The 18,174-nt window shown below is 42.7% G+C and carries 14 protein-coding genes, 2 tRNA genes, 1 rRNA gene, 2 pseudogenes and 1 other annotated feature (1 of these 20 only partly in view); of the genes and pseudogenes, 10 read left to right on the top strand and 9 right to left on the bottom strand.

Going from position 1 to position 18,174, the window contains the following annotated elements:
- Positions 1–30: 30 nt before the first annotated feature.
- The 3 genes and pseudogenes from NSP_RS27405 to brnA all read left to right on the top strand — a co-directional run.
- Positions 31–273 (top strand): annotated as a pseudogene (locus tag NSP_RS27405) (IS4 family transposase); the annotation flags it as partial.
- 242 nt (positions 274–515) lie between these two features.
- Positions 516–704, top strand: a pseudogene (locus NSP_RS24350) (BrnT family toxin); the annotation flags it as partial.
- The gene (gene brnA / locus NSP_RS16080; RefSeq protein ID WP_006197472.1) at positions 685–909 is read left to right on the top strand and encodes a type II toxin-antitoxin system BrnA family antitoxin; all 225 of its coding nucleotides are present in this window, start codon (positions 685–687) and stop codon (positions 907–909) included. The pseudogene NSP_RS24350 and the gene brnA, both read left to right, overlap by 20 nt.
- A gap of 124 nt (positions 910–1,033) precedes the next feature.
- On the opposite strand, the gene NSP_RS16075 is transcribed toward brnA, so the two are convergent.
- On the bottom strand, positions 1,034–1,411 hold the full coding sequence (locus tag NSP_RS16075; protein WP_006197471.1) for a hypothetical protein: 378 nt from the start codon (positions 1,409–1,411) through the stop codon (positions 1,034–1,036).
- A gap of 781 nt (positions 1,412–2,192) precedes the next feature.
- Positions 2,193–3,311, bottom strand: a complete 1,119-nt coding sequence (aroB, locus tag NSP_RS16070) for a 3-dehydroquinate synthase (protein WP_006197469.1) — start codon at positions 3,309–3,311, stop codon at positions 2,193–2,195.
- 188 nt (positions 3,312–3,499) lie between these two features.
- Here aroB and petL point away from each other — a divergent pair, with 188 nt between their 5' ends.
- The 3 genes from petL (at position 3,500) to NSP_RS16055 (ending at position 7,326) form a co-directional block, all read left to right on the top strand.
- Positions 3,500–3,595 carry a cytochrome b6-f complex subunit PetL gene (gene petL / locus NSP_RS16065; RefSeq protein ID WP_006197468.1) on the top strand — a complete coding sequence of 32 codons (96 nt, stop codon included), beginning with the start codon at positions 3,500–3,502 and terminating at the stop codon, positions 3,593–3,595.
- A gap of 562 nt (positions 3,596–4,157) precedes the next feature.
- Complete coding sequence (locus NSP_RS16060; protein ID WP_006197467.1) at positions 4,158–5,525, top strand: NAD-dependent succinate-semialdehyde dehydrogenase; 1,368 nt, start codon at positions 4,158–4,160, stop codon at positions 5,523–5,525.
- Between the two features lie 157 nt (positions 5,526–5,682).
- Positions 5,683–7,326, top strand: a complete 1,644-nt coding sequence (locus NSP_RS16055) for an acetolactate synthase large subunit (protein ID WP_006197466.1) — start codon at positions 5,683–5,685, stop codon at positions 7,324–7,326.
- A 269-nt stretch (positions 7,327–7,595) separates the two neighbouring features.
- On the opposite strand, the gene NSP_RS16050 is transcribed toward NSP_RS16055, so the two are convergent.
- On the bottom strand, positions 7,596–7,934 hold the full coding sequence (locus NSP_RS16050; protein WP_006197465.1) for a hypothetical protein: 339 nt from the start codon (positions 7,932–7,934) through the stop codon (positions 7,596–7,598).
- A 236-nt stretch (positions 7,935–8,170) separates the two neighbouring features.
- Entirely contained in the window at positions 8,171–9,283 is a 1,113-nt protein-coding gene (locus NSP_RS16045; protein ID WP_006197464.1) for a hypothetical protein, read from the bottom strand.
- A 229-nt stretch (positions 9,284–9,512) separates the two neighbouring features.
- Between NSP_RS16045 and NSP_RS16040 the strand changes: the two genes are divergently transcribed.
- Positions 9,513–9,875, top strand: coding sequence for a Lin0512 family protein (locus NSP_RS16040; RefSeq protein WP_107806574.1), 363 nt, complete (start codon positions 9,513–9,515; stop codon positions 9,873–9,875).
- Between the two features lie 32 nt (positions 9,876–9,907).
- Here NSP_RS16040 and NSP_RS16035 read toward each other — a convergent pair whose 3' ends face one another.
- From NSP_RS16035 to nadC, 5 genes are all read right to left on the bottom strand, one after another.
- Entirely contained in the window at positions 9,908–10,189 is a 282-nt protein-coding gene (locus NSP_RS16035) for a hypothetical protein (RefSeq protein ID WP_006197462.1), read from the bottom strand.
- 133 nt (positions 10,190–10,322) lie between these two features.
- Entirely contained in the window at positions 10,323–12,089 is a 1,767-nt protein-coding gene (gene argS, locus NSP_RS16030; RefSeq protein WP_017804234.1) for an arginine--tRNA ligase, read from the bottom strand.
- Positions 12,090–12,124: 35 nt separating this feature from the next.
- Entirely contained in the window at positions 12,125–12,811 is a 687-nt protein-coding gene (locus NSP_RS16025) for a hypothetical protein (protein ID WP_017804233.1), read from the bottom strand.
- Positions 12,811–13,257, bottom strand: a complete 447-nt coding sequence (locus tag NSP_RS24340) for a RusA family crossover junction endodeoxyribonuclease (RefSeq protein ID WP_017804232.1) — start codon at positions 13,255–13,257, stop codon at positions 12,811–12,813. The genes NSP_RS16025 and NSP_RS24340 overlap by 1 nt, the downstream gene beginning before the upstream one ends.
- Before the next feature lie 136 nt (positions 13,258–13,393).
- Complete coding sequence (gene nadC / locus NSP_RS16015; protein ID WP_017804231.1) at positions 13,394–14,260, bottom strand: carboxylating nicotinate-nucleotide diphosphorylase; 867 nt, start codon at positions 14,258–14,260, stop codon at positions 13,394–13,396.
- A 312-nt stretch (positions 14,261–14,572) separates the two neighbouring features.
- Here nadC and NSP_RS16010 point away from each other — a divergent pair.
- The 3 genes from NSP_RS16010 (at position 14,573) to NSP_RS16000 (ending at position 16,414) form a co-directional block, all read left to right on the top strand.
- A 16S ribosomal RNA gene (locus tag NSP_RS16010) occupies positions 14,573–16,062 on the top strand.
- Positions 16,063–16,184: 122 nt separating this feature from the next.
- A tRNA-Ile gene (locus NSP_RS16005) sits at positions 16,185–16,258 on the top strand.
- An 83-nt stretch (positions 16,259–16,341) separates the two neighbouring features.
- Positions 16,342–16,414, top strand: a tRNA-Ala gene (locus NSP_RS16000).
- 332 nt (positions 16,415–16,746) lie between these two features.
- Positions 16,747–18,174: a sequence feature (mutual gap in cmsearch alignment for this rRNA model is longer than 100), on the top strand; it runs 166 nt beyond the window's last position.

The following is an 18,174-nucleotide window of genomic DNA, read 5'->3' as shown; positions in this document are numbered from 1 at the left end:
TTGTAATTTAGCAGTTTATGGAAACGAAAATATCGTGGCAAACAAGAGAAAGAGCCTTGGTATTTATCAACTAATCTGACAGATGTATCAACGACTGTCAAAATATATGGTCAACGTTTTGGGATTGAGGCTATGTTTAAAGACTGTAAAACTGGTGGCTATAATCTAGAAGGTTCTCAAGCTTCTCCTGATAGGCTTGTCCGTCTGATTTTATTAATTGCTATAGCAATGACTTCTGCATGGTTACAAGGTCAAAAAACTACAATTTTCTAGACAACAATCTTATGTCTGTCGTCCAAGTGATTTGAACAGAAACAGAAAAAGACATAGTGCTTTCTGGATAGGCTTATACGGATACAATTGGATAATTTCGCTGAATGGGTGTCAGGATTTGGTCTTGGAAATGATGGCTGCCGTTCGCAATAAGCAGGCATTTTATCAGCAGGGGGTGATGGCTATGATGCTTATACAGCAGCCTCTTTAACTTCTTTGTCGCCCCCTCAACACAGCAACTTTGGACTGATCCCGAACGAATTGAAATCCCCGCTCGAACCGAAGATGAACCCAGGTTTTTGATCGTCGGAGTGATTGCTCAAAAATACTGGTCAGCCATTATCACCTATCGAGAAAACAGAGTACGGATTGTCTCAATCCGCCGATCCCGAAAAGAAGAGGTAGCTATTTATGAAAGCAACAGAATTTGATGTCAAATTTGATCGGGGAGAAGACATCACCGAATTTTTAGACCTTTCCCAAGCCCAACGGCCTGGACTTGAGCAGAAACGAGTTAACGTTGATTTCCCCACCTGGATGATTGAAGCATTAGATCGTGAAGCAAAACGCTTAGGGGTCACCCGTCAGTCAATTATTAAGATATGGCTTGCAGAACGGCTTGAGCAGGTAAGCTGATCGGTATTTAAGGGCGATCGCACTTACAGCGACTGTCTTGATTATCAGGTGCGATCGCCAAATTACAATAACGCCCCTATCTCTAAAACTTCCAGGGTAACTCTCATTTAACAGCATCGCACTTTTATTTTTCGTCTTTAGATAACAGTGCTTTTACTTCTGGAGTTCTCATTAATTCCTGACGTTTCACCTCAGACCAATTTACCAACCATGCAATTGGTCGTTGCACCAAAATATCAAGGGTTGTAGCAAAAAGTTTCTCTGGTGATACCTGAGCAGTTTCCAGCCTGTAACGAAAGTCTTTACCACTGCGGTAAGCTACACTCCAGAACCAAACAACAATCACCACAAACAACAAACTCACTAAAAAAAGTAGTCTCCCGGCTTGCTGGAGCAACTTCCAAGTCTTGATTGCAGCTTGTTGAAATGTCGAAGTTGTCTCTTTATCAGACAAGGTTTGCCATAATTCAATGGCTTGATAGTTGATGGGGTTAGGATTCATGGGTTTTGTCAGTTGTCAGTTATCAGTTAAATAACAAATTAACCCGCGCAGGCGGGTTTCGTCTGTGTAGACGCGACTTCTAGTCGCCAAGTTAGTAATAAATTAGACTTTTTAAACATTCTCTGAGGGTTTAAGTAATTTTTTATATAAGATAACTGACAAGATTCTACTCTAAAATGGGCATATTTGCGGGATAATATGAGATTAAGGCAACAATTTGTATCACTTTAGTGATATTACTCATTCATAGTGTTTTCCGGCGCTGACAGCATAAAATATTAGGACTTACGCAACTGGCACAGGCGATGCCTGCGGCGGGCTACGCCTACGCTAAATTAAAGTACATTTGTATTATACAAGCGATGCAACTGGCACAAATAGGGAGCGGGCGTAGCCCGGCTACGCGACAATTTAATAGGACTTACGCAAGAACTCTCTGAAACCTTCTTAACTTCGTGTCCTTCGTGTCCTTCGTGGTTCGTTTTTCCATAATTTTGCGTAAGTCCTGATTAAGTGATAATACGGACATCAGTCCTGTTGATCTTGTAGCTGTATTAACTAAAGCTGTGAAAGACCAAAACATACAAATATCATTATTACTCAATGCGTTAGGAGAGCAGCGCATTCAAATTGCAACACTCGTGGAGAAAGTCAGCGTGTTAGAATCCAGAAATTTATAATCTCAAAAGATATTGCTTATCAATACCTTCGCCAATTTACAAGGGTTCAATGGCCGCTTTCGGCAATGGGTACAATCACGCCCACGCAGGCGCGTTACAAATTACATATTTTGCAACACTCGCCGGATAGTTTCAGATGGTACTTCATCGGTAACTGTCACCACACCCATCTGTGTGGGTAAAACAAACCTAACTTTACCGTCTTTGACTTTTTTGTCTAATTGCAATGCATCAATAATTGCTTCAATATCTACGCCTTCTGGTAGGCGAGTTGGTAAACCCGCTTTTTGAATTAAAGCATTTTGCCGTTCTGTATCTTCCTGTTTCCACATTCCTAGTTCTACAGCAATCTGTCCGGCTGCTACCATGCCAATAGCCACAGCTTCTCCATGTTTGAGTAAACGATAACCTGTTAAGCTTTCCACGGCGTGACCAATGGTGTGTCCATAATTGAGAATTGCTCGTAGTCCGCCTTCTTTTTCATCCTTCCCGACCACATCGGCTTTTGCTTGACAAGAACGCGTTAATATGTATTCTATAAATTCCGGTTTGATATAGCGGAGTTGATTCAGGTGTTTACTTGCTTCCATCTCGGCAAATAATTCAGCATCCCAAATTACACCATATTTAATTACCTCTGCCATTCCGGCGCGAAATTCACGCATAGGCAGAGTTTTCAGGGTTTCTGGGCTAATTAACACTAAACGCGGCTGATGAAACGCCCCAATTAAATTTTTGCCGTGGGGATGATTTACACCAGTTTTGCCACCAATTGCTGAATCTACCATTGCTAATAGTGTGGTAGGTACTTGCACAACATTAATGCCTCTTAGCCAGGTAGCGGCAGCAAAGCCAGTCATATCACCAATTACACCTCCCCCCAAGGCTACCATTGTAGAGGAACGTTCTAGGCGGTTTTCTAAAGCAATATCGTAAAGTTTCTGGATAGAGTTGAGGGTTTTGTAGCGTTCCCCAGGTGGTAGGTTGTAACTAGCTACTTCAAATCCAGCCGAGGTGAGAGAGTTTATCGCTGTTTCGCCGTAATGCTTAAAAATACTGGGGTTAGAAACAACTAAAACTTTTTTGCCTAGATTCAGAGTAGCCATTTTTTGACCTAGTTGATCTAAGCTCGAAGGTGCGATTGTGCTTCCCACAGCGCCAGAGGCGATCGCAATCTCATAAGACTGTTGCGGTAGATTTACATTAATTACAGAAGTCATTGCTCAAAACCAAATAAGCGCCCGTGGGCTGTATTCTATCGCAATGTGGGGAGTTACGGGCGATGAAGAATATGGGAAAAATCAGGGAGATGAAGCAATATTTTTCTACTCCCATGCTCAAAGCCCCATTCCCCATTCCCCATTCCCCATGATTCAATAGATTAGTCAAGTATTGTGGAGAAAGAAAAATGTTTGGAGTCGTAGCTTATATTGCCTTTTTGGCAGTTTTCATGGGCGTAGCCGTAGGTCTGCTGTTTGGTTTACGTTCGGCTAAGATTATTTAACTCCTCAAAATCTCCCTTCTCCTTACCAAGGAGAGGGGCTGGGGGTGAGGTTCAATGTTGTAATCACCTGCGACCTAGAATATTTAGGAAAAACGTATCGCTAAAGCGAAAGCTCCGCTAACGCGTAGCGTGCGCGCAGCGCATACCACAGAGGCACAGAGTACACTGAGGAATAAGAGTTTGAGAGGTTTTGTGGGTGAGTCCTAAAGTAGTTATTATTAATTTTTTCTGACAAAACAGTTTCTCCTCTCACCAGTGATAAGAGGTTGAGAGATGATCATTTATTGCCAAGACAGCTTTTCAGGTTTTATCCCTTTTCCAGAGAAGCTAAAGAGACCAAGGCACACTTTTGTAGTGTGTTTAATCTAAGAAAATTTACTTATTAATAAAGTATATTTAAATATAAAAATAATTATAGTTTTTAAGTGTAATAAATTTAAGCTTGAGCAAAAGGCTAAAATTTGGGTATAGCTTCCGCAATTGATCTGTGTAACACTAGGAAGCTACCTCAAGCTATTTCCCTTTTGGGGAATAAATTTTCAAATTAACGGGAGGTCAGGCAATGGCTATCGCCACCATTAATCCCGCCACTGGGCAGACAATCAAAGTCTTTGAGCCTCTCAAGGATTCAGAGATTGCCTCTAAACTGGATTTGGCTGGTCAGACTTTTGAACAGTACCGCAAGACGAGTTTTTCTGAGCGATCGCAATGGCTAGAAAAAGCTGCAATAATTTTACAGCAAGAAAAAGCCGATTTTGCGAAAATAATGACCCTGGAAATGGGTAAAACTTATAAAGCAGCGATCGCAGAAGTAGAAAAATGCGCCCTCGTTTGTAACTATTACGCCGAACACGCGCCAAGTTTCCTGGCTGATGTCGCCATCAAAACCGATGCTAGCCATAGCTTTGTGCGCTATGACCCAATGGGCGTAATTTTGGCTGTCATGCCGTGGAATTTCCCTTTTTGGCAAGTTTTTCGTTTTGCCGCCCCAACGCTGATGGCGGGCAATGTCGGCTTACTTAAACACGCTTCCAATGTGCCGCAGTGCGCCTTAGCAATTGCAGATATTATTCACCGGGCTGGTTTTCCTGAAGGCGCTTTTCAAACACTATTAATCGGTGCGGCTAAAGTTGCCGATATTATGGCAGATGACCGGGTAAAAGCGGCTACCTTAACCGGAAGCGAACCCGCCGGTGCATCCCTCGCCTCTGTTGCTGGTAAACAAATTAAAAAAACTGTTTTGGAATTGGGAGGGAGTGACCCGTTTATTGTTTTAGAAAGTGCTGATTTAGAGACAGCAGTTGCTACAGCTACTTCCGCCCGCATGTTGAATAATGGGCAATCATGTATAGCAGCGAAACGGTTTATTATTGCAGAGGCGATCGCACCTAAATTTGAAAAGCTACTTTTAGATAAATTTCTGGCGCTGAAAGTGGGTGATCCCATGCAACCAGATACTGATTTAGGGCCACTAGCCACCCCTGATCTTCTCCAAGATTTACACCAACAAGTGCAAACAGCCGTTAAAAGTGGCGGTAAAGTCCTCACTGGCGGACATCCTTTAGCAGATCGTCCCGGTAACTTTTACCCGCCGACGATTATTACAGATATTCCCCTAGATAGTGCGATCGCACAGGAAGAATTTTTTGGTCCAGTAGCATTATTATTCCGTGTACCCGATATTAATGCAGCAATTCAATTAGCTAATGCTACACCTTTTGGCTTAGGTGCAAGCGCTTGGACAAATAACGACCAAGAACGCGATCGCCTGATTACCGAAATTGCAGCAGGTGCTGTATTTATCAACAGCATGGTTAAATCCGACCCCCGCTTACCCTTTGGTGGCATTAAGCGTTCTGGATACGGCAGAGAATTGAGTATTCAAGGCATACATGAGTTCGTCAATCTCAAAACCGTCTGGGTGCAGTAGGGTGGGTTAGGCGGCTAAAAAACTGTGTAAAACACGAAAAAAATTACTTGCGCCGTAACCCACCATCGCCCTGATTTATGGCCTTTATAAAACACGAAAAAAATTACTTGCGCCGTAACCCACTATCACCCTGATTTATAACCAGTGAGGAAATAAAATGAATACAGCTGAATTGTTGGTGCAGTGTCTGGAAAATGAAGGGGTGCAATATGTTTTTGGTCTTCCTGGTGAAGAGAACCTGCACGTTTTAGAAGCACTGAAACATTCTTCCATTAAATTTATTACTACGCGTCATGAACAGGGCGCAGCATTCATGGCGGATGTCTACGGACGTTTAACTGGAAAAGCTGGAGTATGTCTTTCTACTCTTGGCCCTGGGGCAACAAACTTAATGACTGGAGTTGCAGATGCTAACCTAGATGGTGCGCCCTTAGTAGCGATTACTGGTCAAGTGGGAACAGATAGAATGCACATCGAATCCCATCAATATTTGGATTTGGTGGCAATGTTTGCTCCAGTTACTAAGTGGAATAAACAAATTGTTCGCCCTAGTATTACACCAGAAGTAGTCCGCAAAGCCTTCAAGCGATCGCAAACCGAAAAACCCGGTGCAGTCCACATCGACTTACCAGAAAATATTGCTGCTATGCCTGTAGAAGGTAAGCCATTGCGAAAAGATAACATCGAAAAAAGCTATGCTTCCTTTGCTTGTATTCGCGCAGCTGCGGCTGCCATTTCTCAAGCCGTTAACCCCATTATTTTAGTAGGCAATGGTGCAATTCGCGCTCATGCTAGTGATGCAGTTACGCAATTTGCCACCCAAATGAATATGCCTGTGGCGAATACATTCATGGGTAAAGGCGTGATTCCTTATACTCATCCCTTGGCTTTATGGTCAGTAGGATTACAGCAACGAGATTTTATTACCTGTGGTTTTGATCATGCAGATTTGGTAATTGCTATTGGTTATGATTTAATCGAATTTTCCCCGAAAAAATGGAATCCTGAAGGCAATATTCCGATTATTCATATTGCAGCAACTTCGGCGGAAATTGACAGCAGCTATATTCCTAATGTGGAAGTCCTGGGAGATATTTCCGATTCCCTGAATGAAATTTTAAAATTGGCAGATAGACAGAGTAAACCCAATCCCTATGCTATCAGCTTAAGGGCAAATATCCGTGCTGATTACGAACAGTATGCTAACGATGATGGATTTCCCATTAAACCGCAAAAATTAATTTATGATTTACGGCAAGTAATGGGGCCAGATGATATTGTAATTTCTGATGTTGGCGCACATAAAATGTGGATTGCTAGACATTATCACAGTCATAGTCCCAACACTTGCTTAATTTCTAACGGCTTCGCTGCAATGGGGATTGCAATTCCTGGTGCTTTAGCAGCAAAACTGGTTTCTCCTCACCGTAAAGTTGTAGCAGCAACTGGCGACGGTGGTTTTATGATGAATTGTCAGGAATTAGAAACAGCCTTGCGTGTTGGTACTCCCTTTGTCACCTTAATATTTAACGATGGTGGCTATGGGTTAATTGAGTGGAAACAAGAAAATCAATTTGGTAAAGGTAACTCATCCTTTGTCCATTTTGGTAATCCTGATTTTGTCAAACTAGCCGAAAGCATGGGTTTAAAAGGTTACAGAGTAGAATCTGCGACAGATTTAATCCCCATACTTAAAGAAGCCCTTGCCCAAGACGTACCTGCTGTTATAGATTGTCCCGTAGACTACCGCGAAAATCACCGCTTTAGCCAAAAAGCTGGCGAGTTGAACTGCGAAGCCTAAATTGATTCTTGGCGTGATCAGACTAACCTAGTGCATCAACAAAAACTGTCTATTGGCGGTTAATTGCATTTACAGCAGTTTTCATGTATTTAGACCACAAGCTGATATCTGTATTTATTTCTTCCTTTGCGCCTTTGCGCCTTTGCGTGAGATATAAAGATGTGGTTCACTTAGCTGAAAATCGCTGTAAATTAATGCACTATTTGAACTCGATCACGCCACCACAGTAGTTAAACTGTCTCTTAACTTTTGACTTCCGTCTTGCGGATCTAGTCTTCATCCAGCGCCGGAAAAGCCTCCTCAAACCGCCATAAATCATCTTTATTATTAAGAAACCAAATTCTAGTTTCCGGAGTTAATTGACTCCAAATAACATCACCAGGAATATGGGGAGAAGCATATTGATAATGCAAACCCAAGTCTTTCAGATTTTGTTCTACATCTTTAGGAATACCAAAATCTTGCCAGTTAACCTCTATCTGTCTAATTGTAACTCCCGCAGCCGGGTCAAAAATTAACTGAGCTGCTCTAATTAAATCAGCAAAATGTTTTGGTTTCAGACTAACTATCTGCTGAATTTGGATTGATTCGTTATGCTCTTGAGACATTGTGACTGAATTGGGTAAAAATTGTTCATTTCTTGAAACTATTCGCAGAGATTTTTACCCCAATGCCCCTATTTTAGCGTAGAGCTTTTAAGCTGGATCGTTTGCCTGAAAATTAAGTACTATTTCTATTACCGTGATAAAAATAACTCCACAATTAGTCACCAGTTAGAGTACGGCGAAATTACTCGTTATGAAAGTCCGCGCCTCTTTTTTGTCTCTGTTTTAATTTCTTTAACTCAGATTTTTTTATCCCCAATCAGCCTTAAAATATACTGTTTATTTATTTTCAATATTTTAAATAAATATTTGGCCATATCTAAAGATTCCATATGCTTAAATTCATCTAATTCTCCCGGTTCATTTAATTTTTCTATTAAAGCCTGAGAAAAATATTCATCCAATTTATTATTAACAATTGTTTGATGAATTGGTAAAATCAAATTGACTACTTCTTGAGCTGTCATAGCGTTTTCTTTCAAGTGTATTATAGTTTTATTTTTCACTTGATTAAACTCTTGTTCTTTTGATGAAATTTGTTTTTTAATGTCATTAATATATTGTTTTTCTGCTTTTATTCCTTGCCACAAGTCATATCCAATCCACATATACAATATAAATGTAAAGAATCCGAAAAGTAATATGAATAAAAATAAAAACTTTTCATAAAAATAACCAATATAATCTTGGTTCGCTAACAGATATTTACTTAAATATTTGTTTCTGCGTTCAGAATTATGTTCGTTTAAACTTACACCTGAAGCCAATATTTTTGGGTCTAAATTAATATTATCTAATTCCTCATCTGCAATCGTATAAACAATTTGAAATGCTGGTTTAAAATTCCTTTCTTTTGTTTCCCTCTCAGCACGATTAACATATTTTATTTTATATTTGTAATTTTTTATATTTGAAAGGCTCAACTCTGCTTCATTTGAGTTTTTGATAATATTTGATTTTATGTCATTTGAGATTTTTTCTGTTAGAATATTTAATGATTTATTAGATTTAGAAGATAATTTTAGATTAAGTTCTAGATTAGTGAAATCCTTATCAGAGTAGTTATACAAAGAGAATTTTAACTGACTAAGTGATTTTAAAGGTGTTTGTGCGGAATTATTTATGACTATTAAATTTAAGTTTTCATTTGAAATTTCGGCTTTTGAATTAAGCACAGGTATCTTTATTACTTCATATGATAATTTTTGAATACCATCTTTAGGTGCATTCTGCACATCTGTATAAAACGAGGTAAGCACAAAGGTAAGAATATTAGTCAAAACTGCTGCGGTCAAAACGATTCCTTTTCCTCTGATTAGCGAAAGTAATTTGTAGGTATATTTTTTTGCCATATTTAAGTAAATTTTATGTTGTTGTGTCTAGTATTCATGAAGTATAAACCATTGAAAAATTATTTTAAGAAAAAATATTAGAAAAATTTATCTAAAAGCTCATTGGCTTAAGTTTGTTGGCAGAAATTTGGTTCTACGAAGAAGAAGAACAAATGTAATCAGACTAAATTAAAACTTGTAGCCCTGTTGAGCGATACAGTGAAAAGTGGAATATATTCAGGAGGTAGCTGTGGCGCGTAAACGCTTGATTATTGAGATGGGTATGGGAATAGACCAGCATGGACAAGAACCCACCGTAGCAGCAGCAAGAGCCGTGCGTAATGCGATCGCACACAACGCCTTACCCGGTGTGTGGGAAGTTGCAGGTTTGAACGATCCCAACGAAATGATTGTAGAAGTACAGGTAGCCGTTCCTTATCCCGAACAAGTCAAAGAAGAAGAAGTCTTAGCCGTACTACCCTTTGGGCGGAAAACTTTAACCGTAGAATCTGGGGGAATGGTAGTACAAGGAAAAGCGATCGCCTCACTCAACGACAAAAATGATGAAATGTTGATAGCAGTCGCATCTGTGACAGTTTTAATTGAAACTTAATTTATTTCCTCACTAACCACTGTGAGGCTAATTTATTCAGCTTCATTTTTTAATTCTTCTGGCAATAGCTGATCCAGCTTATACTCAATAGCCGAGAGTTTCTTCAAAATAGTGGGGCGATCGCCATCCAAAGAAACCAACAAATTAGCGATCGACTCCTGTACATGAGTCAACCGCGCCACAGCATTTTGGAGTTGTACCATACCCTCCCGCAACTCTTGTCGTTCCTGACGAGCATCAGCAATTTCATCCAACATCGCCTGAACAGTTTTAGCATTACTCTCCATTAACTGTTTAATTTCCTTATCAGTCATAGCGATCGCACATAGAGATTAGTATTACTACCCATAATAAAAGCAAACGTCACCCCCATCGAAACCCAGCCAAAAACTCTCCGCGTACCTCTGCGTTACCTCCGCGCCCCTTTGCGTTAAAAATCTTCTCCTCCTACATCCTCTCCAAAACCCGAATCCCCAGCAAATCCAAACCCAACCGCAAAGTTCTAGCAGTCAAATCACACAAAACCAAGCGAGAAGTCCGTAAAGGTTCCTCAGCCTCAAGCACCCGTACCCCCTGATTCCGATCATAAAACTGATTAAACTTCTTACTCAACTCATACAAATATTCACATAAACGATTAGGTAGCAACTCCTGCTCAACACTACTAATCACCCCATCCAATTGCAGTAAATACTTAGCCAAAGCCAACTCCGTCTCATGCTGCAAAAGCACCTTCACATTCTCACCCAACTCAGCAAAATTAATCCCACCCTTGCGGCTAATTCCCTGAATCCGTGCATAAGCGTAAAGCATATAGGGTGCAGTATTCCCCTTCAGATCCAGCATTTTATCGTAGCTGAAAATATAATCACTGGTACGGTTCTGACTCAAATCAGCATATTTAACCGCACTGATACCAACTATCTCAGCAACTTCACTAATAAATTGTTCAGTCTCTTCCCGTTCTTCCTCTTTTAATCTAGCTTCTAAATCTGCACGGGCGCGAATCACAGCCTCATCTAATAAATCCCGCAACCTGACAGTATCACCAGAACGAGTTTTAAATTTTTTCCCATCTTCCCCTAATACCAAACCAAAAGGAACATGAACCAGTTCCACATCATTACGAACCCATCCCGCCTTGCGTGCGACTTGGAAAAATTGAGCAAAATGGTTACTTTGTCCAGAATCCGTTACATAAATTATCCGTTTAGCTTCATCTTGCTGAATCCGATAACGCAAAGCTGCTAAATCTGTAGTCGCGTAGTTATAACCACCATCAGATTTCTGCACAATCAAAGGCATAGGTTCACCTTCCCTGTTAGTAAAACCTTCCAGGAAAACCACCTGAGCGCCTTGATTCTCCACCAGTAACCCAGATTTTGCCAAATCTTCCACCACGGAGGGAAGTAGAGGATTATAGAAAGATTCTCCCCGTTCAATTACTTGCACATCCAGCAAATCATAAATTATCTGAAACTCGCGCCGAGACTGTTCGCATAAAAGTTTCCAAGCATGAAGAGTATCTTCAGCACCTGCTTGTAATCTCACAACTTCCTGTCGCGCAGTCTCTTGAAAAGCCTCATCTTCATCAAAGCGCTGTTTAGCTTTGCGGTAGAAACTGACTAAATCTCCAATATCTAAAGCATTAGCAGTAGTTAAGGCTTCTGGGTAAACTTCCCGCAAGTAGGTAATTAACATCCCAAACTGCGTACCCCAATCACCGACGTGATTTAACCGCAGCACATCATGTCCCTGAAATTCCAAAATCCGGGCGATAGAATCACCGAGAATCGTAGAACGCAAATGTCCCACGTGCATTTCCTTAGCAATATTCGGACTAGAGAAATCCACAATTTCTCGTTTTGGCGTTTCCGTCTTGGGAACTCCTAGCCTAGAATCTGCCTGAATAGCGTTGAGTTGTGCTTCTAAGTATGCAACTTTGAGCTTAAGATTGATAAAACCAGGCCCAGCTATCTCTGGTGTTTCGCAAAAATCAGATACATCTAGTTTCTCAACAATAGCAGAGGCGATCGCCCTTGGTTGCTGTCCCAACCTTTTACTCAGCGATAAAGCCACATTCGCCTGATAATCACCAAATTTAGGATTACTCGCAGTCACCAAAATCGGATCTACTCCGGCGTACTCATCGCCAAAAGCAGCCACCAAAGCCTGCTCAAGTTTTAGTCTTAGTTGTTCTTGTGTAGCGTTCATATATAAATGTTATCTTTTTGTGAGAGGCTATAGCTTTAGACCAAACTTTCCGTAGTATTCAGTGAATTTAATAACTGTTCTGTGACTTCAATAAGCTCAAGTACAGAACTTTGGTTGATTTCGGTAGTTTTGAAACCATGAGCGATCGCATTACGTAACGGAAAAGCATCCATGAGTAATTGGTGGTCAGTTTGAGAAATTACGCCCTCAGTTGTTAATTGCTTCAACAAACGAAGAGGTGATTCAAGTTTCTGTAAACTAAGTCCTTCGTGTTCAGCAAGAAGTCTCAGAGTTGCTTCAGCCAATGACCAAGTATAAAGCATCGCTGATTCTGGATGATGAGATGTCAGTTCTCTAGCTACCTGCAATTTTGACTTGATCTCATCTGCTAGAAAAGAATCTCCTGCTTTAGCAGAATATAATGCATCATCCGGATTAGTCATGACTAATTCCAATCTCCAACCAGGATGCTCTTCAATTACCTGAGCTAATCTTTGTAGATATTGTCCCCCTCCCATAATAGAACGACGTGATTTTACCTCAATCACAACCGCTTCCTCACCTCTACGTACTATCATGTCGGGACGATATCCGTAGTCCCTTAAAAAATCAGGGATTTCTTCAGAGTTGGGTGAAAGTATCACCTGATAACCTTTTTGACGATACTCCTGTGCTAAATCGAGTAATCTTTCCCTTTCCAGTTGTTCAGTTTGAGTATTCATCAGACAATTACCTCTTGATCGGGAGCATCTGTGACAACAATATGTAAGAACTCATTGCCTCGTGCCAAGCCTTCTGCCAGTATGGGAGTTATATTCTCTATTCTAAAATTGCCTGATAAATTCCTCTTTCTTACTATGACATCAGTTATTTGGTCATCATCAACATAGACTAGACCAATGATTGCGTCTTGAATAGGCTTAACTATATTGTCTACATCCATAGCAATAGAATCATAAAAATATGTCACCTTCAGCATAACTAGCCCAGTAGCGGGTTTTTCTTCTAAAGGCCAATATTTTTCTGCTTCTTGTCTAACTGTAGCTTTCCAAGCCCTGAGCTTTTCACGTCTGCGAGCTTGTTGCGATACAGGCGTTCCATTTATTATGAACTCAAATATCTTCAAAGATTTTAGAAAAAAATGTAAAGTATATTTTTGGTGTTGCAAGGAGAATTAGACCGATAACCATCATACAGCAGGTTGCAGGTAAATGAAGTACAAATTCTTATGTTAAAACTCTTGTGGGGTGGGCATCTTGCCCGCCTTAGTGTACTTCACCCAAATGAAATATGCTGTATATCCTTTAAACCATAATCCTCATACTCAAATCCAACCACTTCGACTGAGTAATCGGCGCACTACTAGATATATAGTCAACCCCAGTCTCAGCCACAGCGCGAATCGTCTCCAAAGTCACATTTCCCGAAGCCTCAATCTTCACCCTAGCATCCTGCTGACGAATCAACTCCACAGCCTGACGCATCATATCCACAGGCATATTATCCAACATAATAATATCCGCTTTATGCTCTAAAGCTGCCTTCACCTGCTCCAAACTTTCCGTCTCCACCTCAATAGTCAGAGGAAAAGGAATCCGAGAACGAATCCGGGTAATAGCTTCTGCAATACCACCAGCCGCAGCAATATGATTATCCTTAATCATCACCGCATCATCCAAACCCATCCGGTGATTCATCGCCCCACCTACAGCCGTCGCGTACTTCTCCAACAGTCTAAGCCCTGGCGTAGTCTTGCGCGTATCCACCAACTGAGCAGGTAAATCCGCTATTTGCTCTACATATATATGTGTGAGCGTAGAAATTCCACTCAAACCCATAGCCAAATTCAGCGCCACCCGTTCCCCCATCAGCAGCGCATCGAGGGAACCATGAATTTCTGCAATTACCTGTCCCGGCTCACATCTTGTACCGTCAGCCACAACAGCCTCAAAACTAACTTTCTCATTTAAAAGCTCAAACACCCTAGCTGCAACAGGTAAGCCAGCAATTATCCCTGGTGCTTTAGCCACCCATTTAGCTGTTCCTGCTGTCACATCTTCCGATAATAGGCTATTTGTAGTGCGATCGCCCCGACCAATATCTTCCAGCAACCAGCCACGCAGTAAAGGATCTAGAACTACCCAAGGCGGCAAAACACCAAATTTGCTCACGATTTAATTACTATCTTTTTAATTTCCAAGAATACTATAGCCTAAAATCCCTACCCCATAAGGCTTCTAGAGGCATGAAAAAATAAATTCCAAATAAATTGAAAAAAGAGTTGACAAAGATAGGAGCGCTCGTTATATTAGATAAGTGCCTGAGAGACGAGCGCCAAAGAGCGGCGTTTTGAAGTCACACCGAACCTTGAAAATATTATAGTTTGAAAGCAATTATACAGCAAATATTGCGCGTCAAGTCAATAAAATAACGAGACTAAAGTTAAAAAACAGTAGTCAAGAAAGAGCTAAAACAAACAAACCAAAACGGAGAGTTTGATCCTGGCTCAGGATGAACGCTGGCGGTATGCTTAACACATGCAAGTCGAACGGTCTCTTCGGAGATAGTGGCGGACGGGTGAGTAACGCGTGAGAATCTAGCTTCAGGTCGGGGACAACCACGGGAAACTGTGGCTAATACCGGATATGCCGAGAGGTGAAAGGCTTGCTGCCTGAAGATGAGCTCGCGTCTGATTAGCTAGTAGGTGTGGTAAAAGCGCACCTAGGCGACGATCAGTAGCTGGTCTGAGAGGATGATCAGCCACACTGGGACTGAGACACGGCCCAGACTCCTACGGGAGGCAGCAGTGGGGAATTTTCCGCAATGGGCGAAAGCCTGACGGAGCAATACCGCGTGAGGGAGGAAGGCTCTTGGGTTGTAAACCTCTTTTCTCAGGGAAGAAAAAAATGACGGTACCTGAGGAATAAGCATCGGCTAACTCCGTGCCAGCAGCCGCGGTAATACGGAGGATGCAAGCGTTATCCGGAATGATTGGGCGTAAAGGGTCCGCAGGTGGCTATGTAAGTCTGCTGTTAAAGAACCTAGCTTAACTAGGTAAAAGCAGTGGAAACTACAAGGCTAGAGTGCGTTCGGGGTAGAGGGAATTCCTGGTGTAGCGGTGAAATGCGTAGATATCAGGAAGAACACCAGTGGCGAAGGCGCTCTACTAGGCCGCAACTGACACTGAGGGACGAAAGCTAGGGGAGCGAATGGGATTAGATACCCCAGTAGTCCTAGCCGTAAACGATGGATACTAGGCGTGGCTCGTATCGACCCGAGCCGTGCCGGAGCTAACGCGTTAAGTATCCCGCCTGGGGAGTACGCACGCAAGTGTGAAACTCAAAGGAATTGACGGGGGCCCGCACAAGCGGTGGAGTATGTGGTTTAATTCGATGCAACGCGAAGAACCTTACCAAGACTTGACATGTCGCGAATCTCTCTGAAAGGAGAGAGTGCCTTCGGGAGCGCGAACACAGGTGGTGCATGGCTGTCGTCAGCTCGTGTCGTGAGATGTTGGGTTAAGTCCCGCAACGAGCGCAACCCTCGTTTTTAGTTGCCAGCATTAAGTTGGGCACTCTAGAGAGACTGCCGGTGACAAACCGGAGGAAGGTGGGGATGACGTCAAGTCAGCATGCCCCTTACGTCTTGGGCTACACACGTACTACAATGCTACGGACAAAGGGCAGCTACACAGCAATGTGATGCAAATCTCACAAAACCGTAGCTCAGTTCAGATCGCAGGCTGCAACTCGCCTGCGTGAAGTCGGAATCGCTAGTAATTGCAGGTCAGCATACTGCAGTGAATTCGTTCCCGGGCCTTGTACACACCGCCCGTCACACCATGGAAGCTGGTCACGCCCGAAGTCGTTACCCCAACTGTTCGCAGAGGGGGATGCCGAAGGCAGGACTGGTGACTGGGGTGAAGTCGTAACAAGGTAGCCGTACCGGAAGGTGTGGCTGGATCACCTCCTTTTAGGGAGACCGAGTCCACTCAAACATCGAAAGCAAATCGCAATTAGATACTGAGTTGGTCATTCCTAGGTCGGTCGCGAATATTTGTTGAAGCTCTCAAACTATAGATTTGGTTCGGATAATGGGCTATTAGCTCAGGTGGTTAGAGCGCACCCCTGATAAGGGTGAGGTCCCTGGTTCGAGTCCAGGATGGCCCACCTGAAATCAGTTAACAGTCAACAGTCAACAGTAGTCAGTAAAAAGCTGATAACTGGTAACTGATACCTGATAACTGACTGATGGGGGTTTAGCTCAGTTGGTAGAGCGCCTGCTTTGCAAGCAGGATGTCAGCGGTTCGAGTCCGCTAATCTCCACCTTGTGTAAAAATCGCAAAAAAATCATATCGTTGATTGTCAGATCAGACAAAAAATAGATATAATAACTCTTGTGGTCATTAGCACAGTGTGATAAAATAACAGATCGGAGAATATTCAGCAATTGATTGCTTCATACAATCGAACTGCTGGGTGATAATCCAGCCAGAACCTTGAAAACTGCATAGTAACGCGAAAAAAAAGCAGGCAGACGGATTAGAGTCCTGATTGCTTCTTGACTGAGTGCTGAGTGAAATCAGTGCCTAGAAGGAAGTAAACAGAACGAAAAAAAGTTTGCAGAAACACCAATGTAAATGTGGTCAAGCTAATAAGGGCTTACGGTGGATACCTAGGCACACAGAGGCGAAGAAGGACGTGGTTACCGACGATATACTCCGGGGAGTTGGAAGCAAACATTGAGCCGGAGGTTTCCGAATGGGGCAACCCTAAATACTACCTGTTGAATATATAGACAGGAAAGAGCCAACCCAGCGAACTGAAACATCTTAGTAGCTGGAGGAAGAGAAATCAAAAGAGATTCCCTGAGTAGTGGTGAGCGAAAGGGGAAAAGCCTAAACCAAAAGATTTATCCTTTGGGGTAGTGGGACAGCGATATCGAATCTGGCGGTTAGACGAAGCAGCTAAATACTGCACCAAAGAAGGTGAAAGTCCTGTAGTCGAAAACTCAAGGATAGTAGCTGAATCCCGAGTAGCATGGGGCACGAGGAATCCCATGTGAATCAGCGAGGACCATCTCGTAAGGCTAAATACTACTGTGTGACCGATAGTGAACCAGTACCGCGAGGGAAAGGTGAAAAGAACCCCGGAAGGGGAGTGAAATAGAACATGAAACCGTAAGCTTACAAGCAGTGGGAGGACGATTGAACGTCTGACCGCGTGCCTGTTGAAGAATGAGCCGGCGACTTATAGGCACTGGTAGGTTAAGGCGAGAATGCCGGAGCCAAAGGGAAACCGAGTCTGAAAAGGGCGCTCAATCAGTGTTTATAGACCCGAACCCTGGTGATCTAACCATGGCCAGGATGAAGCTTGGGTAACACCAAGTGGAGGTCCGAACCGACTGATGTTGAAAAATCAGCGGATGAGCTGTGGTTAGGGGTGAAATGCCAATCGAACCAGGAGCTAGCTGGTTCTCCCCGAAATGTGTTTAGGCGCAGCGGTAATGATTAAATCTGGGGGGTAAAGCACTGTTTCGGTGCGGGCTGGGAGACCGGTACCAAATCGAGACAAACTCAGAATACCCAGAGAACACATTGCCAGTGAGACAGTGGGGGATAAGCTTCATTGTCAAGAGGGAAACAGCCCAGACCACCAGCTAAGGTCCCCAAATCATCACTAAGTGATAAAGGAGGTGGGATTGCATAGACAACTAGGAGGTTTGCCTAGAAGCAGCCAACCTTAAAAGAGTGCGTAATAGCTCACTAGTCAAGCGATCCTGCGCCGAAAATGAACGGGGCTAAGTGATGTACCGAAGCTGTGGGATTAATCTAGTATTAATCGGTAGGGGAGCGTTCCGTATTAGGTAGAAGCAGTAGCGGCGAGCAGCTGTGGACGAAACGGAAGTGAGAATGTCGGCTTGAGTAGCGCAAACATTGGTGAGAATCCAATGCCCCGAAACCCTAAGGGTTCCTCCGCCAGGTTCGTCCACGGAGGGTTAGTCGGGTCCTAAGGCGAGGTCGAAGGGCGTAGTCGATGGACACAGGGTGAATAATCCCTGACTACTATGTGGGAGCATTGCGAGG

The sequence above is a fragment of the Nodularia spumigena CCY9414 genome (genome assembly GCF_000340565.2).
GTDB lineage: Bacteria > Cyanobacteriota > Cyanobacteriia > Cyanobacteriales > Nostocaceae > Nodularia > Nodularia spumigena.
Note: the sequence above shows the minus strand (reverse complement) of the source record. Positions and strands in the feature narration are given on the sequence as shown.

Bases quoted from the DNA above. Each gene is read 5' to 3' on its own strand.
- argS (WP_017804234.1), bottom strand. From the start codon at position 12,089: ATGAACGCTACACAAGAACAACTAAGACTAAAACTTGAGCAGGCTTTG.
- NSP_RS16035 (WP_006197462.1), bottom strand. From the start codon at position 10,189: ATGACTGATAAGGAAATTAAACAGTTAATGGAGAGTAATGCTAAAACT.
- petL (WP_006197468.1), top strand. From the start codon at position 3,500: ATGTTTGGAGTCGTAGCTTATATTGCCTTTTTGGCAGTTTTCATGGGC.
- NSP_RS16060 (WP_006197467.1), top strand. From the start codon at position 4,158: ATGGCTATCGCCACCATTAATCCCGCCACTGGGCAGACAATCAAAGTC.
- aroB (WP_006197469.1), bottom strand. From the start codon at position 3,311: ATGACTTCTGTAATTAATGTAAATCTACCGCAACAGTCTTATGAGATT.
- NSP_RS16025 (WP_017804233.1), bottom strand. From the start codon at position 12,811: ATGAATACTCAAACTGAACAACTGGAAAGGGAAAGATTACTCGATTTA.
- NSP_RS16045 (WP_006197464.1), bottom strand. From the start codon at position 9,283: ATGGCAAAAAAATATACCTACAAATTACTTTCGCTAATCAGAGGAAAA.
- NSP_RS16050 (WP_006197465.1), bottom strand. From the start codon at position 7,934: ATGTCTCAAGAGCATAACGAATCAATCCAAATTCAGCAGATAGTTAGT.
- NSP_RS16075 (WP_006197471.1), bottom strand. From the start codon at position 1,411: ATGAATCCTAACCCCATCAACTATCAAGCCATTGAATTATGGCAAACC.
- brnA (WP_006197472.1), top strand. From the start codon at position 685: ATGAAAGCAACAGAATTTGATGTCAAATTTGATCGGGGAGAAGACATC.
- NSP_RS16055 (WP_006197466.1), top strand. From the start codon at position 5,683: ATGAATACAGCTGAATTGTTGGTGCAGTGTCTGGAAAATGAAGGGGTG.